The following is a 14,944-nucleotide window of genomic DNA, read 5'->3' on the forward strand; positions in this document are numbered from 1 at the left end:
AAAAATTTTAAAAATAATGAACACAAAAACATACGCAGCGTTTAATGAAACTGATCCATTAGCGCCACACACAATAGAACGTCGACATTTACATGCGAAAGATATTTTTATAGATATCGAGTATTGTGGAGTTTGTCACAGCGATATTCATACAGCGAAAGGCGATTGGGGAAAACCAAATTATCCAGTTGTTCCAGGGCACGAAATTATTGGTCGAGTAAAAGAAATTGGTTCTGATGTAACAAAGTTTAAAGTTGGAGATTTGGTTGGAGTAGGTTGTATGGTAGAATCTTGTCAACATTGTCATTCTTGCGACGAAGGTTTGGAGCAGTATTGTGAAAATGGTTTTACAGGAACGTACAATTCTAAAAACTCGAAACATGGTGGAATCACTTACGGTGGTTATTCAGAAAACATCGTGGTAGAAGAAGATTTTGTGCTTCACGTACCCGAAAATATCGATGTAAAAGCTGCTGCGCCATTGTTGTGTGCGGGAATTACAACGTGGTCGCCTTTGCGTCACTGGAATGTAAAATCGGGCGATAAAGTTGGTGTAATCGGTCTTGGAGGTTTGGGACATATGGGCGTTAAATTTGCAAAAGCAATGGGTGCACATGTTGTAATGATTACAACATCCGAATCTAAAGGTGAGGATGCAAAGAAACTTGGAGCTGATGAGGTTTTGATTTCGAAAGATGCAACACAAATGAAAGCGCATGCAAATTCATTTGATTTTTTATTGAATACAATTCCTGTAAAACACGATGTTAATCCATATTTACAATTATTAAAATTAGATAAAACAATGTGTATGGTTGGAGCTATCGAGCCTTTAGATGCTGTTCACGGAGGTTTATTGATTATGAAACGTCGTAATTTAGCAGGATCTTTAATTGGAGGAATCAAGGAAACACAAGAAATGTTAGATTTTTGTGGAGAACATAATATTGTGTCTGATGTCGAAATGATCGATATTCAAAATATTAATGAAGCATACGAGCGAATGATGAAATCTGATGTGAAGTACCGTTTTGTGATTGATATTAAATCATTGAAAGAATCTTAATCTTAGATATAGAAACAAAAAAATCCGCTTAACGAGCGGATTTTTTTTTGAGTTTTTAAGTTCTATTTCGCAACAGAATCTTTTGTTGTTCCTGCTGGATTTACAGTTTTCGAAGAATCTACCGTAACTCCTTCTACAGAATCTGCCGAAGGAATTTCTGCTTTTTCAACATTTACAGAATCTTCAATAACTGTTGTTGGTTCTCCTACACTTGTTGGTTCTTGTTTACAAGAAATTGCTGTGAAAGAAATCGCTGCGAAAGCGAATAACGCTAATTTTTTCATTTGATTTTTTTGTTTAATCTATTCTACAAATTATTTTTTCTCTGTTGTTGTAGTCGTAGTTGTTTCAACTTTTACAGGAGTTTCTTTTACAACTGCCGAATCTTTGATAACAACAGAATCTTTTCCTACAGAGTCAATTTTTACAGAATCTTCGATTGTTGTAATCGTGTCATTTTTTACTTCTGTTTCAGTTTTTGTTTCTTTCGATCCAAATAAATTACAAGATGTTAAACCAAATGCAGTTCCGATTACTCCTAATACGATTACGTTTAATGCTAATTTTTTCATAACTTTAATTTTTTAAATGTTTAATTTATTTTTTGTTTTTGTTGATTTTTTCAATCATTTTGTTGAACCAAAGTTAAGCTGATATCAAAGTTTTTCGAAGCAAAATAGTTGTAAGATGATTGTAATCCAATCATTGAATATTCAACAAATGTTTTACAACAAAAGAAATCATTTAACAACGCATTAATAAAGAAATACAACTCAACATATCAAAAAAATTATTTTATTTGTAGTTGTATTAAAGGACAATTTGTAAAATTAAAATTATTTTACAAAATACTGAAAACCAATTTTATAAATTTTATTTTTTGAGCAAATTTACAGATATAGAAATTTTCGAAATTCTGAAAAAAACGATTTCAAATCGATTTTTGGAAGAAAATTCTGCTCAATCCGAAAATATCTCCGATTGGAAGGGGCAAGAAATTACATCTTTCCAAGACGATTTATTCAATAAAACCAGATCTACCGTTAGCGAAAAGTGGTTTTATACGTATTTTAAGTCAGATTTTCAGAAGCTTCCGCGTATTGATATGCTCAATCTTTTGGCGCAATATTGTGGATATAAAAATTGGGCACACTTTCTTAATGTTCAGAAAATAGAACATTTTGGTCCAAATAAAGCTGAAGAATCGACGATTGAAGCAAAAGAAAACGAAAATTTTTCATCAGAACATATAACTCCAGAAGAATCTGAAATAGAGATTCAAGCAGAAGTTAAACCATCAACAGAAAAAGAAATAATTCCTGCAAAAGAGGAAGCTGTTAAAATAAAACCCAAGCTAAAATTGATTTCGATAATAGCAGCTGCTGTTGTTTTGTTGAGCGGAATTGGAGCAACTATTTATTATTCAATTTTTGGTCAGCGCGAGTACGAATTTTGTTTTGTAGACTCGGATAGACAAGCTGCAATTACCAATTCTGTTGAGGTTACAATTATTAGAGATGGTTTTACACCACTTTATTTATCGACCAAAACAGGTTGTATCAAATTTGAATCGCAAAAAGATACAATCAAGATGTTTGCGAGTTCACCTTACTATAAACAAGATACGTTTAGGGTTAATTTGCATCAATATAATCAGCCAGAAATGCTTTTGTTAGAGCCAGATGATTATAAGATTATGCTGTATTATTATTCGAATTCAGCAAAAGATTTGAAACAACGAATTTCTAAGCTAAATCAAATGATTGCGGATGATGCGTTGATTTATCAAGTCTATGACAATGATTTTTTTGGTGTAGAGATTCTTTCGAAACAACAATATATCAATTTAGTTACTATGCCTACGACGTCGTTAAAGAATTTTTCTTTGATCGAATCGGAAAGGAAAAATGGAAAAATTGTGAAATTAAAATTTAAAATCCAGCAAGATGAGAACGATAAGTAAAATAGTTCAGTTTAGCATGATATTGCTGATGAGTTTTTGGATGATATTTTCGTGCAAAGACGATAAATATAAAGGAGATTACAACCCAGAAGCGATAAAAGGTTACAAAAACGAGGCATCGACAGTAAGTAGTAAAATGGATTCGGTAGAAGCTGTAAATTTTATTGCAAAGCAGAAATTGCGCGAGTTTTTTGAGCTTTCGGCGTTGGCATCTAACACCAATGATACGGTTGTTGATAGCTTGTTGAGAGATCAATTGTTGTCTTATTTTCCTAAAAAAGATACGACCGAAATATTTTCGTTATTGAGAGAACTTCGTTCGAAAAAAGTTACATTTACTTCCGTTTCTAAATTTGCAATTTTACCAAAAGATTCGATTACACCAGACTCTATCAAGCGAATTGCATATACAATTAATTATTTCAATTCGGATAAAAAGTTAATCGAAACCAATAATCATGTTGGTGTATTTGTGCTAAAACAAGAGCCGATCAAATTTCAACGAGAGTTTAAATTCTATTTCAGAACGTTAAATGAAAAACAAGACTCAATTCAGAAGGATTCAATTTCGTCTGGAGTAATACAAAAATCAAGAGGAAAATCGCCGAAATAAGCGTCTTCAATATATTCAATAGGTCTAAAATAAGTTAGACCTATTTTTTTTGAATTAGGTTTACATCTTGCCAAAAACTTATCATAATATCCGCCACCGTATCCGACGCGATTTCCTTTTTTATCGGCAACGAACATTGGAATAAAAATAACATCAATCGCTTTTGAATCAATTTCCGAATACTGAGTGGGTTCTGGAATTTGAAGTGAATTTAAAATCGTTTCGAAACCTTTTTCTACTTTACAATTAATCATATCATCGCCAACAACCAATGGTAAAACCACCTCTTTTTGCTGTTGAAATAGCCAATTTATGATCGGATAAGTATTGATTTCGTTGTTTTTTTCGATAGGTAAGAAAATATGAAAAGTCTGATCTGTAGAAAAATCCAATTGTTTGATGTGTTCAAAAATTTGCTCACTGAAACTATTCACTTCTTCTTTGGTGAATGATTTTCTTAACGTTCGGTAATATTTTCTAGCTTCAGACTTTGTCATTTCTTCGTAGTTTGATACGAAGTTAAGAAATTATTAAAGTAAAAAAGTAGAGAGTAAGAAATTCAATTAATTCAGAAAAACTAATACAAAAATAAAACAAGCGATTGCCATAAATAACAATAAGTTAACAGGTTTTACTTTCATTTTACTAAACAAAGACTTTTTGTAAGTTTTGTGAATTCTCTTCGGTTTTGACATTTTTAATTTCGTTATCAATTCTATTATCTAGATGCAAATATGGTAAAAAGGTTGCTTATAAAAAATGCGGGAAACCGTAATTGTCTTTTATGTGGTTGTGTATTAATCCAATAAATTTTAAAAATAAAAAAATCCATCAAAATTTTGATGGACTTTTTATATAGCTAATGTTTTAATCTATATTTCTTTTACTGTAATTATATTTACAGGGCAAGCTTTGGCAGCACGTTCGCAATTATCTACGATAGAATGATCAGGATCTTTCAACGTGTGGAAACCTTTTTTATCAATTGCTTTTAATAAAACAGATTTACCGTCTTTTTTTGACATTCTGAATCGTTCTGGTGCTAACTCATAACAATAGTTGCATCCGATGCATTTATCGCGCTGTAACGTAATAATGACCATTGATAACTATTTTTTAATGAGAATAAGCGCCTTCTTCAACACTATTTTGTTGCGTTCCTGGCTCTTCTACTTTTACTAATTTGTATAATTTATCAGAAGGACGAATTCTAAATTCCATCGGAATTGTAATCGAATCACCTTTTTTAGCTGTATCAGATTTTACATCTTCCACCATCATTTCTGTAACCACCATTTCTTTGGCTCCAGTTGTTGGTCCTGTTACTAAAATCAAATCTCCAACTTTCAAATCATAGGCATCAATTACAAATTGACCAATGCTTGGTTTTGGGAAGAAATGAACACCTTTTCCGATATAAACTTTTTTCTGAGTTGCCATAGAACCTGGAACAGCAGACCATTCTCCCAATTTTTGACCTAAATAATATCCAGACCAAAAACCACGGTTATAAACAGTTTGCAATAATCCCATCCAGTAATCCACTTTTTCTTTCGAATATGTTTTATCCGCAATAGAATCAATCGCTTCTCTATAAGCACGAATCACAGTTGCAACATATTCTGGAGCACGTCCACGACCTTCAATTTTCAATACTTTTACACCAGCATCAACCACTTCATCCAAAAATTCCATTGTACAAAGGTCTTTTGGCGACATCATGTATTCGTTATCTAATTCGATTTCGAAACCAGATTCTTGGTCGATTACGGTATATTTTTTACGACAGTTTTGTTTACAAGCTCCACGATTTGCAGAAGAATTGTGAGAATGTAAGCTCAAGTAACATTTACCTGAAACAGCCATACACAATGCTCCATGACCGAAAATTTCAATTTCAACTAAATTTCCACTTGGTCCACGAACATCATCTTTGATAATCTGTTCACAAATCTTTTTCACTTGTTTCAAACTCAATTCACGAGACAATACCATTGTATCAGCAAACATTGCATAGAATTTTACTGTTTCGATATTCGTAACGTTAATTTGTGTCGAAATATGAATCTCAATCCCAATTTGTCTTGCATAGGCAATAACCGATTGATCCATTGCAATAACAGCCGTAATATTAGCTTCTTTTGCTCTGTCCAATAAGTTTTTGATTAAAGATAAATCGTGATCGTATATAATTGTATTTAAAGTAAGGTAAGAACGCACACCTTTTTCCTCACAACGTTTTACGATTTCTGGTAAATCGTCCATTGTAAAGTTTATTGATGCTCTCGCACGCATATTCAACTGCTCAACTCCGAAATATACAGAATCAGCTCCATTATCTAAAGCTGCTTGTAACGATTCGAAATTCCCAGCAGGAGCCATCAACTCCATTTTTCCATCTTTGGTCATACGAAAATTCTGATTTTAAGGTGCAAAGGTACAACAAAAAATACAAGTGATTAAGTTATTTATATTCAAGTTAAATTTTTGAAAATGAATTTACTTTGAAGTTTGAGCAAGTTTTTAGCATAATATTTGTTGTCAAACAATAATATGATATACTATGAAAAAAATTATTTTATCAAGTATTTTAAGTGTTGGTTTATTTGCTTCTTGTGCTTCAACTAAAGAATTGAAACAAGGAGAAGAATTGTTAACAGTTGCTCCAGAAACAAGAGAATGTACCGCAGGAGTTGTATGATGGTAAAAGAAGCAAATGCAGCTGAGTGGCAATATTTTTATAATAAGATTGAAGGATTTAAGCATGAACCAGGTTATGAATATCAAATTATTGTTTCAAAATCTGAAATTGAAAATCCACCAGCAGATGCATCTTCATTAAAATATAAGTTAGTAAAAGTTGTAAGTAAAAAATTAGCAACAATGAAATAATTTGAATCTACTTCAAAGAATTTCGAGTAATTTTGTAAAATGTTAATAGAAAGTCTTCAAAATCCAAGGATTAAAAACTTGCTGAAATTGCAAGAAAAATCGAGAGAACGTAAAAATCAAGGTTTATTTATTGTGGAAGGAACACAAGAAAATGAATTAGCTGTAAAAGGTGGTTACGAAGCGGTTGAAATTTATATTTGCGAAGATATTTATAACAAATCAATTGATTTTGGACAGGCAAAAGTATTTACAATTACCAAACAAGTTTTTGAAAAGCTTGCGTATAGAAAATCGACAGGCGGAATTATCGGTGCCTATAAAACGAAATCTTCGACATTAACGGATTTACAATTACCAGAAAATGCGTTGGTTGTTGTTTTGGAAGCTGTAGAAAAACCAGGGAATCTTGGTGCAGTTTTACGAACTGGAGATGGAGCAAAAGTAGATGCTGTAATTGTTTGTGATGAAACAGTTGATTTTTTCAATCCGAATGTGATTCGTTCTTCGGTTGGAACATTGTTTACCAATCAAATTGCATCGGCGAGTAAAGAGGCTGTTTTGGATTTCTTAAAGTTGAAAAATATTCAAGTGGTTTCAACATTTTTGAGAGATGAAACAAAGAATTTATACGAGACTGATTTTACAAAATCATCTGCGATTATTTTAGGAACTGAAGCAACAGGACTTTCGGATTTTTGGGCTGATCATTCAGATTCGTTGATTAAAATTCCGATGTTAGGTTTTGTAGATTCACTGAACGTAAGTAATGCTGCAGCGATTTGTGTTTACGAAGCAGTGAGACAAAGACAATAAGAGATATAATATTAAAAATAAAAGCCACTTCGAAAGAAGTGGCTTTTATTTTTTTAAGTTATCAACCAAATTTTTTCATGCGCTTTGCAGCCTCATTCAACCAAGGTTGATAATTACAGTGTTTTTGTATCGCTTGATAAATTCCGTTGCTATTCGGATCTTTTGGATCAAGTTCATAGATTAATGAATTAATAAATCCGTTTTTTATCGATTGACTTTTGATGTTTTCCAATAAAGTATCTGGGGAAAGACCTTGATATAATTTTTCTTGTAAGTTTGTTAAGACAATATTACGGTAACTCTGATACGTTCTATAATCCTCGTCATTATCTAAATCAATTTTGTCTAATTCTGTCAAAAAATTAACGGGTAATTGTTGTGAAGCAGGATTGTAGTAAGTGTACGAATCCTTGTATATGTACAACAAATTGATAAAATCGTAATTTAAATTCGTTTTTTCTGTTTTGATGAATGAAGAATTAACTTCTAATTTTTCTAAATTTTCGAAAACTTTTTGATGAAACTTTTTGATTTGATTTTTGAAATCTGGCGGAGCAAGTTTAAATAATTCGGTATGTTCAGTTAAGAATTTATCCGTTTTAAAACTTTTGTCAACCAAATAATTGTTTCGATTTTTTCCTATTCCAGAGAATTTGAAATTATTCTCCAAATGTTTTAAATCTGTATTTAGAATCAAACTATCACCTGGAATCAAATAAATTGTAAACTCTTCGCGCTCGATAGAAAGTGTTTTGTAGCCTTCGTCAACTAACTGAAGAGTATCCGAAAAGTTTCCATCAAAATCTAAAGCAAAAGCTTTTTCACGATTATTCAATAATAGATAAATGCTATCTGTTTGCGCATTTGCGATTCGTCCACTAAAGTAGACAAGTTCACCTTTTTCTTTTTTAGGCGAACAACTGTAAATTGTAATTAAAAGTAGTAGGAGAAATCTCCACAACGTCTTCATTTTCATTTTTCTCTCTGCCTCACAAAAGTAGAAAATTATTCTTCGTTTTGATGAATTTCGAAGTAAGAATCTATCTTAAAATTTTCTGGTTTATTTGCTGCCGCAACTGCCAATTTATCAGCTTCTTCGTTCCAATGATGTCCAGCATGACCTTTTATCCATTGAAATTTTACGCGATGAATTTTATAAACCTCTAAAAATCTTTTCCACAAATCAGCATTCTTCTTTCCTTTGAAATTCTTTTGCACCCAACCAAAAACCCAACGTTTTTCCACAGCATCTACCACATATTTAGAATCCGTCACAATGGTAATCTCCGTGTTGGTAAACTTTAGCGTTTCCAAAGCCGTAATGACTGCCAACAATTCCATTCGATTATTCGTTGTTAATCGAAAACCTTGAGAAATTTCTTTTTTGACTTTTTTCTCGGTTTCCAACAAAATACAACCAAATCCTCCTGGACCAGGATTTCCCAACGACGAACCGTCTGTATATGCTACAATCGCCATGTTTTATGGTTTGTAGTTTAACATTGTGTCAATTGTTTGACGCGCAACAAAATGATAATTTGGACGTGCATCTTTGTAAATATTCTTCGCTAAATCTAATTGATTAGATTCTTTTAAAGCTAAATATAAAGGTTCTAAAAATTTACGACGACCAACATTTACCAAGAATTCTTTCGCATTTGTGTTGACTTTATCGTAATGCATTAAAAATGCTTTTTCGAACCAAGCACATTCAATTTCTGGATTTTTTGAATTTGTAAAATCATAAATAGCATCCAAATAAGCTAAATCTTCTTTTGTGTTTTTAGTCGTATCAATTTGACGAATAAAATGAACCCATTCGTTTGTAGATTTCGTAGATATCGCCACTTTTTTTGGTGCAACTTTATTTCTTCCGTTTGTAATATCTTGCTGTAATTGTGCTTCTGCTAAATCGAATAATTTTGAAGTAGGTTTTTTCAAATCTTTTGGCCAACCTATGTTATAAATCCATTCTTGAACAAAAGAATCGTCTCCATTTGTTAAATTAGCTTTCAAATAATCAACAAATTTTTCTGTTGTCATTGTTTGGAATGCATGCGAAGAAAAATATTGATTCAAGAATTTATCAAACTTTTCACGACCATATTTATCTTCTAACATTTTCAAAAATAAATAACCTTTATCGTATGGAACATCAGAAAAAGCATCATCAGGATTTGCTCCTTTCATGTTCACTTTTAATGAAGTATATTTTTCTGGAATATTTTTCATCGACGTTTCCAAATCTTGAAAACCGATTACCGAAATCATATCCGCATAATCTTTTCCTTCTAATTCTTCCATGATTCGACGCTCAAAATAAACTGTAAATCCTTCGTTCACCCAGAAATCATCCCACGTAGAATTCGTTACTAAATTTCCAGACCAAGAATGAGCCAATTCGTGTGCAATCAAATTTGTCATCGAACGATCACCTACAATTGCAGTTGGCGTAGCAAACGTTAAACGCGGATTTTCCATTCCACCAAAAGGAAACGAAGGCGGTAAAACCAATACATCAAATTGTTCCCAAGGATATTTTCCGTACAATTTCTCGGCAGCAGTTACCATTTTTCCCATATCGGAAAATTCCCACGCAGCAGCTTTTAACAAACCAGGTTCTGCATAAACACCCGTTCTGTTGTCGATTGATTGATATTGTACATCTCCAACAGCCAAAGCAATCAAATAAGGTGCAATTGGTTGTGGCATTTTGAAGGTGTAAACACCTTCGGTATTTTTTTCTTTCGGATTGATTGCACTCATCAAAGGCAACAAATCTTTTGGTGTTTTTACTTTCGCATCGTACGTTAAACGAACACTTGGTGTATCCTGAATTGGAATCCAAGAACGTGTTAAAATTGCTTGTCCTTGAGACAATAAAAACGGATGTTTTTTATCGTGTGTTTGTTGCGGATTTAACCATTGTAGAGCATTTGCATCAGGCGAAGTTTTGTAGAAAACTTTTACAATTGTATCATTTGGCGTAACATCAATGATTAAGGCTTGACCTTTAATAGAATCTTTTTCCCCTAGTTTGTATGTTGTTTTTTTTCCATTCGCTAATAAAACTGAATCAATTATTAGTTTTTCGGTATCTAAAATCAATTGTTTTGCTTGATTATTTTCGAATGTATAAGCCGCAGAACCTTTAATTTGATGCGTATCAAAATCGGTTTCGATATCCAAACTCAAATGTTTGATGCGAGCTTTATCTAAATCAGCAAAAGTTTGATTATCCTTTACTTCAGTTTCTGTGCTAGAAGAGATTTGTTTATTGCAACTAACCGCCGTTAAAGCCGTTCCTAATGCGATATAAACTAAATTTTTCATTGTTCTAAGTCTTTTAATATTGTGTTGTAAGCAGCTTCTTTCAGCGCCACTTTATCTTTTTTAACGTCTAAATCTTTGGTTTCGAAAGTAGCTAATAATCGAACTTTTATTTTTCCTGGATATCCTCTAAACCAATTGAATGGGAACATTTTATTCAATCCATGAATCGCCAAAACAGCCAAAGGCGTTTGTGTTTCAATAGCAATGTTAAACGCTCCATCTTTGAAAGGATCCAAATAAATCTTGAATTCTTTGTTGTTTGTTACACCACCTTCTGGAAAAATAAAAATACTCAGATTTTTGTCTAATTTTTTCTTTGCTTCTGGATAAACTAGTGCTTTACTACGTACACTTTTTCGGTCGACAGGAATACAAATTCGTTCGAATATTCTTCCAAAGATAGGGATTTTAAGCAATTCTGCCTTGCCAACAAATACGATTGGATGATGTTTTAGAATCGTCAACATCAACATAATATCCATCACAGAAGTATGATTAGCTATAAAAACATAATTTTCTTTCGGATCGAGTGGAACAAGTTTTTTGTAATCTATTCTGAATCCTGTTCCATACAACACAAATTTGCCCCAATATCTAATTAACGGATAAATATATGGGAATGTTTTTTCGAAACTTGCCAAAGGTAGCACGATAAAAACACCAATTGTTAGGACATAAATTGCGGCTAATAAAATCATCCAAATGCGCCAGATAAGGACGAAAAAACCTGTGATGTATTTCATTGAGTTGGTTTATTGGAGTAAAGATATGGAGAAAATGAAAACTAAACCTATGTTCCTATTTTTTCAAAAACCTCAAAATAGCTTCATTCAATACTTTTGGCTGTTCAAAAGGAACATAATGCGTTGAATTTGGAATGATGAATAATTCTGCTTTTGAAATATTTTGTTGAATTTCTTTTGTATGACTCTCTTTTACTTCATCTTTTTCACCAGCAATAACCAATACAGGATTTTGAATTTTATTTAATTCATTTTTTGTGATATTTGGTTCATTTAACATTAAGTTGATTAAACGTAAATTGGTGTTTTCGGAAGGCTTATTTGCTAAACTTTTCAAACTCCCAATCAGTTCTTCGCTTACTCCATTTGGATTAAGAACTGCTCCAATTGTTACAATTTTATTAACTAATTCAGGATATTTAGAATTAAAAATTAAAGCTGTATTTCCACCATCACTCCAACCAATAAGATTGACTTTATTTAAATTAAGTTGCTGAATTACTTGAAATAAATCATTTGCAAACTCTTCATAAGTGTAAGGTGTATTTGTCAAATCGGTACTTCTACCTTGTCCGCGCGTATCAAGAACAATTACTCGATAATGCTTCGCAAAAAATGGAATTTGTTGATAAAAATCCTCAATACTTCCATTATTTCCATGCAGAAATATCAAAGGCTCACCTTCTCCATATTCTTCATAATAAATCTTCGCATCGTTTATATCAACATATTTTCCTGACTTATTTTTTCCGTAAATCGACCTTTTAGCTTTCTCTTTATGCTGATAGTATGAAATCAATTCTTGTGTTTTTGTATCAATTTCTTCAGACTTTTCCTCATTTATAGTTAATCTATCTTTTGAGTATAAAACTTCTAAGTTAGCGATAAAAACGCCTGCAGAAGCTTCCCAATTTCCTTGACTTTGATACCTAAACAATAAATCCTTTGCTAAAGATTTTTTAGCAGAAATACCAAAAACAAAATCTTCTTGATCAAGTTTTTTATAACGAACTAATTGTAATGTTACAGCAATTTGCTCTACATTTTTGAATCGAAATTTATAAGGAGTTAAATCAATTTTTTGCCATGCAGTTGTAGAAGTTTTATAAATAATATTCTCATCTAAAAGCGATTCTGTTGGTAAACCATTTTTAAATGCGTAAATATTAACTTTCAAAGTGATTTCTTCGTATTTAGAACTTGGAATAATATGAAAATTAAATGCGTTTAGTTTTGTATTTGGGTAAATTTCAAAAATATTTCCTTGTTCAATTGTTGGTACATTTTCATCAAACATTTTAGAAAAAGTAAGCATTGGACGAGTTTTTTGACCAATTATTTTTTCTTTCATTTTTTCTGTTTTCAGTGTCACCTCTGACAATGAAATTGATTTTTCAGTTAATATAACAACAGAACTTTGTTGAATATCATGAACCGATTTTGAAGTTAAATTATAACCTGACGCATCAAAAACTAAATGAGTTTTAGTTAAATTTTCGGGAATTTCGATAGAAAATTGACCATTTTCATCTGTAATTGCTCCAACTTCTGAATTTTCTATTCCAATAGAACAGTATGAAATTGGCAAATTATTACTGTCTTTTACAGTTCCTTTCACTTGAATTTGGGCTTGAACGATTGTACAAATACTTAAAATTAATCCAAAAAAATAGTTGCTCATGACTTTGTTGTTTGCTATATGACGCATTGTTTTTAAAAAGGTTACATTAATCGTTTATTAATTATTTCATAAAATTTTCATCTAAAACGTTATCGTAATAATATTGGTTTTGAGATGAGCATGAAATGATTAAATTTGTTAAGGAAAGAATACTAAAAATATTATGGCTTTAAATACAATCAATCCAACAACTACGAATGCTTGGAATGCGTTAGAGAAACATTTTCAAACGATTCAACATACGTCAATCAAAGAATTATTTGCTCAAAATGCAAATCGTTTTGAAGAATTTTCGATTCAATATCCTTCGTTATTAGTCGATTATTCGAAAAATAGAATTAATGCAGAAACGATTCAACTTTTGGTTGATTTAGCGAAAGAAATGGATGTTGATACGGCAATTCAGCAAATGTTTGAAGGAGATGTCATCAACGTAACAGAAAAACGTGCAGTTTTGCATACAGCTTTGCGCAATCGTTCTGATGAAGAGGTTTTGGTTGAAGGAAAAGATGTGATGCCTCAAATTAATGAGGTCTTAGATCAGATGAAATCTTTTTCGGAAAAAGTAATTTCGGGTGAATGGAAAGGTTTTTCTGGTAAAGAAATTACAGATGTTGTTAACATCGGAATTGGTGGTTCAGATCTTGGACCTGTGATGGTGACGGAAGCGTTGAAACATTATAAAACTCGTTTAAATATTCATTTTGTTTCGAATATTGATGGAACGCATTTAGCAGAAACTTTTAAAGAAATAAATCCTGAAACTACATTATTTATTGTTGCTTCAAAAACTTTTACGACGCAAGAAACAATGACAAATGCTTTTTCTGCAAAAGAATGGTTTTTGAATTCTGATGCGCAAGAAGCTGATGTAGCGAAACATTTTGTAGCGTTATCAACCAATGCAGAAGGCGTTGCAAATTTCGGAATTGATACGGCAAATATGTTTCAGTTTTGGGATTGGGTTGGCGGTCGTTATTCATTGTGGAGTGCGATTGGTTTGAGCATTGCTTTGGCAGTTGGTTTCGATAATTTCGAAGAATTGTTAGAGGGAGCGCATGAAATGGACGTGCATTTCAAAACAGAAACTTTAGATCAAAATATACCAGTTGTTTTAGCGCTTTTAGGAATTTGGTACAACAATTTCTTTGGTGCAGATTCGGTTGCTTTGTTGCCTTATGAGCAGTATTTATCGCGCTTTGCAGCATATTTTCAGCAAGGAGATATGGAAAGTAATGGTAAATATGTTGGTCGTGATGGAAAAAAAGTAGATTATGAAACGGGACCAATTATTTGGGGAGAACCAGGAACAAATGGACAACATGCTTTTTATCAATTAATCCATCAAGGAACAAAATTAATTCCAGCCGATTTTATTGCAGGAGCTAATTCGTTGAATGTTTTAGGCGACCATCATGCAAAATTATTATCAAACTTTTTTGCTCAAACAGAAGCTTTAGCTTTTGGAAAAGATGAAGAAACGGTTGTTGCTGAATTAGAAAAAGCAGGGAAATCGAAAGAAGAAATTGATTTCTTAACTGCTTTCAAAATTTTTGAAGGAAATCGTCCTACAAACTCAATTTTATATCAAGTATTGACTCCAAAAGTTTTAGGAAATTTAATTGCGATGTACGAACACAAAATTTTTGTGCAAGGTGTTATTTGGAATATTTTCTCTTTTGATCAATGGGGAGTAGAGTTAGGAAAACAATTAGCAAATGTGATTTTACCAGAGTTAGAAAATGATGAACAAGTTACTTCTCATGATGCTTCTACAAATGGATTAATCAATGCTTATAAATATTGGAGAAAATAATTTATCAATATAATTACTAAAAAA

At 32.1% G+C, this 14,944-nt stretch carries 17 protein-coding genes; 7 read left to right on the forward strand and 10 right to left on the reverse strand.

The features are described 5' to 3' along the window. Window positions 1-16 precede the first annotated feature (16 nt). Window positions 17-1,066 carry an NAD(P)-dependent alcohol dehydrogenase gene (locus B4J88_RS02715; protein ID WP_291066269.1) on the forward strand — a complete coding sequence of 350 codons (1,050 nt, stop codon included), beginning with the start codon at window positions 17-19 and terminating at the stop codon, window positions 1,064-1,066. A gap of 62 nt (window positions 1,067-1,128) precedes the next feature. Here B4J88_RS02715 and B4J88_RS02720 read toward each other — a convergent pair whose 3' ends face one another. After that, window positions 1,129-1,350: a hypothetical protein gene (locus B4J88_RS02720; RefSeq protein ID WP_125349179.1), complete on the reverse strand. Its 222-nt coding sequence runs from the start codon at window positions 1,348-1,350 to the stop codon at window positions 1,129-1,131. A 30-nt stretch (window positions 1,351-1,380) separates the two neighbouring features. Next, entirely contained in the window at window positions 1,381-1,638 is a 258-nt protein-coding gene (locus tag B4J88_RS02725) for a hypothetical protein (RefSeq protein ID WP_038336554.1), read from the reverse strand. A 308-nt stretch (window positions 1,639-1,946) separates the two neighbouring features. Between B4J88_RS02725 and B4J88_RS02730 the strand changes: the two genes are divergently transcribed. After that, window positions 1,947-3,029, forward strand: coding sequence for a hypothetical protein (locus tag B4J88_RS02730; protein ID WP_291066271.1), 1,083 nt, complete (start codon window positions 1,947-1,949; stop codon window positions 3,027-3,029). After that, window positions 3,013-3,642 carry a hypothetical protein gene (locus B4J88_RS02735; RefSeq protein ID WP_291066273.1) on the forward strand — a complete coding sequence of 210 codons (630 nt, stop codon included), beginning with the start codon at window positions 3,013-3,015 and terminating at the stop codon, window positions 3,640-3,642. The genes B4J88_RS02730 and B4J88_RS02735 overlap by 17 nt, the downstream gene beginning before the upstream one ends. On the opposite strand, the gene B4J88_RS02740 is transcribed toward B4J88_RS02735, so the two are convergent. The 3 genes from B4J88_RS02740 to B4J88_RS02750 all read right to left on the reverse strand — a co-directional run bounded on the left by B4J88_RS02740 (window position 3,582) and on the right by B4J88_RS02750 (window position 6,051). Next, the gene (locus tag B4J88_RS02740) at window positions 3,582-4,139 is read right to left on the reverse strand and encodes a 5-formyltetrahydrofolate cyclo-ligase (protein WP_291066275.1); all 558 of its coding nucleotides are present in this window, start codon (window positions 4,137-4,139) and stop codon (window positions 3,582-3,584) included. The genes B4J88_RS02735 and B4J88_RS02740 overlap by 61 nt on opposite strands. A gap of 375 nt (window positions 4,140-4,514) precedes the next feature. Continuing rightward, window positions 4,515-4,745 (reverse strand): ferredoxin, encoded by a 231-nt coding sequence (locus B4J88_RS02745; RefSeq protein ID WP_291053483.1) that lies wholly within the window; start codon window positions 4,743-4,745, stop codon window positions 4,515-4,517. A gap of 13 nt (window positions 4,746-4,758) precedes the next feature. Further along, on the reverse strand, window positions 4,759-6,051 hold the full coding sequence (locus tag B4J88_RS02750) for a peptidase U32 family protein (protein ID WP_038336270.1): 1,293 nt from the start codon (window positions 6,049-6,051) through the stop codon (window positions 4,759-4,761). 154 nt (window positions 6,052-6,205) lie between these two features. On the opposite strand from B4J88_RS02750, the gene B4J88_RS02755 reads away from it, so the two are divergent. The 3 genes from B4J88_RS02755 to B4J88_RS02765 are packed head-to-tail and all read left to right on the forward strand — an operon-like array spanning window position 6,206 to window position 7,347. Next, the gene (locus B4J88_RS02755; RefSeq protein WP_291066277.1) at window positions 6,206-6,343 is read left to right on the forward strand and encodes a hypothetical protein; all 138 of its coding nucleotides are present in this window, start codon (window positions 6,206-6,208) and stop codon (window positions 6,341-6,343) included. Beyond that, on the forward strand, window positions 6,340-6,534 hold the full coding sequence (locus B4J88_RS02760) for a DUF4377 domain-containing protein (protein WP_291066279.1): 195 nt from the start codon (window positions 6,340-6,342) through the stop codon (window positions 6,532-6,534). The genes B4J88_RS02755 and B4J88_RS02760 overlap by 4 nt, the downstream gene beginning before the upstream one ends. Window positions 6,535-6,573: 39 nt before the next feature. Beyond that, the gene (locus B4J88_RS02765; RefSeq protein ID WP_291066281.1) at window positions 6,574-7,347 is read left to right on the forward strand and encodes a TrmH family RNA methyltransferase; all 774 of its coding nucleotides are present in this window, start codon (window positions 6,574-6,576) and stop codon (window positions 7,345-7,347) included. A 61-nt stretch (window positions 7,348-7,408) separates the two neighbouring features. On the opposite strand, the gene B4J88_RS02770 is transcribed toward B4J88_RS02765, so the two are convergent. The 5 genes from B4J88_RS02770 to B4J88_RS02790 are packed head-to-tail and all read right to left on the reverse strand — an operon-like array spanning window position 7,409 to window position 13,104. Beyond that, a complete protein-coding gene (locus B4J88_RS02770) occupies window positions 7,409-8,323 on the reverse strand; it encodes a hypothetical protein (RefSeq protein WP_280049256.1) in 915 nt (304 codons plus the stop codon). 29 nt (window positions 8,324-8,352) lie between these two features. Next, window positions 8,353-8,826 carry a ribonuclease HI gene (gene rnhA / locus B4J88_RS02775; RefSeq protein WP_038336544.1) on the reverse strand — a complete coding sequence of 158 codons (474 nt, stop codon included), beginning with the start codon at window positions 8,824-8,826 and terminating at the stop codon, window positions 8,353-8,355. A gap of 3 nt (window positions 8,827-8,829) precedes the next feature. Next, entirely contained in the window at window positions 8,830-10,680 is a 1,851-nt protein-coding gene (locus B4J88_RS02780; protein ID WP_291066283.1) for a M1 family metallopeptidase, read from the reverse strand. Next, window positions 10,677-11,423: a lysophospholipid acyltransferase family protein gene (locus tag B4J88_RS02785; protein ID WP_291066285.1), complete on the reverse strand. Its 747-nt coding sequence runs from the start codon at window positions 11,421-11,423 to the stop codon at window positions 10,677-10,679. Before B4J88_RS02785 ends, B4J88_RS02780 begins: the two co-directional genes overlap by 4 nt. A 55-nt stretch (window positions 11,424-11,478) precedes the next feature. After that, window positions 11,479-13,104, reverse strand: a complete 1,626-nt coding sequence (locus B4J88_RS02790; RefSeq protein WP_280035179.1) for an alpha/beta fold hydrolase — start codon at window positions 13,102-13,104, stop codon at window positions 11,479-11,481. Between the two features lie 163 nt (window positions 13,105-13,267). On the opposite strand from B4J88_RS02790, the gene pgi reads away from it, so the two are divergent. After that, window positions 13,268-14,920, forward strand: coding sequence for a glucose-6-phosphate isomerase (gene pgi, locus B4J88_RS02795; protein WP_291066287.1), 1,653 nt, complete (start codon window positions 13,268-13,270; stop codon window positions 14,918-14,920). The last annotated feature ends 24 nt before the right edge of the window (window positions 14,921-14,944 follow it).

This window comes from Empedobacter sp. UBA5036 (genome assembly GCF_002415215.1).
In the GTDB taxonomy this organism is placed as follows: domain Bacteria; phylum Bacteroidota; class Bacteroidia; order Flavobacteriales; family Weeksellaceae; genus Empedobacter; species Empedobacter falsenii_B.

Coding starts and splice junctions, on each gene's coding strand:
- B4J88_RS02715 (WP_291066269.1), top strand. CDS start 17: ATGAACACAAAAACATACGCAGCGTTTAATGAAACTGATCCATTAGCG.
- B4J88_RS02720 (WP_125349179.1), bottom strand. CDS start 1,350: ATGAAAAAATTAGCGTTATTCGCTTTCGCAGCGATTTCTTTCACAGCA.
- B4J88_RS02725 (WP_038336554.1), bottom strand. CDS start 1,638: ATGAAAAAATTAGCATTAAACGTAATCGTATTAGGAGTAATCGGAACT.
- B4J88_RS02735 (WP_291066273.1), top strand. CDS start 3,013: ATGAGAACGATAAGTAAAATAGTTCAGTTTAGCATGATATTGCTGATG.
- B4J88_RS02740 (WP_291066275.1), bottom strand. CDS start 4,139: ATGACAAAGTCTGAAGCTAGAAAATATTACCGAACGTTAAGAAAATCA.
- B4J88_RS02745 (WP_291053483.1), bottom strand. CDS start 4,745: ATGGTCATTATTACGTTACAGCGCGATAAATGCATCGGATGCAACTAT.
- B4J88_RS02750 (WP_038336270.1), bottom strand. CDS start 6,051: ATGACCAAAGATGGAAAAATGGAGTTGATGGCTCCTGCTGGGAATTTC.
- B4J88_RS02755 (WP_291066277.1), top strand. CDS start 6,206: ATGAAAAAAATTATTTTATCAAGTATTTTAAGTGTTGGTTTATTTGCT.
- B4J88_RS02760 (WP_291066279.1), top strand. CDS start 6,340: ATGATGGTAAAAGAAGCAAATGCAGCTGAGTGGCAATATTTTTATAAT.
- B4J88_RS02765 (WP_291066281.1), top strand. CDS start 6,574: ATGTTAATAGAAAGTCTTCAAAATCCAAGGATTAAAAACTTGCTGAAA.
- B4J88_RS02770 (WP_280049256.1), bottom strand. CDS start 8,323: ATGAAAATGAAGACGTTGTGGAGATTTCTCCTACTACTTTTAATTACA.
- rnhA (WP_038336544.1), bottom strand. CDS start 8,826: ATGGCGATTGTAGCATATACAGACGGTTCGTCGTTGGGAAATCCTGGT.
- B4J88_RS02780 (WP_291066283.1), bottom strand. CDS start 10,680: ATGAAAAATTTAGTTTATATCGCATTAGGAACGGCTTTAACGGCGGTT.
- B4J88_RS02785 (WP_291066285.1), bottom strand. CDS start 11,423: ATGAAATACATCACAGGTTTTTTCGTCCTTATCTGGCGCATTTGGATG.
- B4J88_RS02790 (WP_280035179.1), bottom strand. CDS start 13,104: ATGAGCAACTATTTTTTTGGATTAATTTTAAGTATTTGTACAATCGTT.
- pgi (WP_291066287.1), top strand. CDS start 13,268: ATGGCTTTAAATACAATCAATCCAACAACTACGAATGCTTGGAATGCG.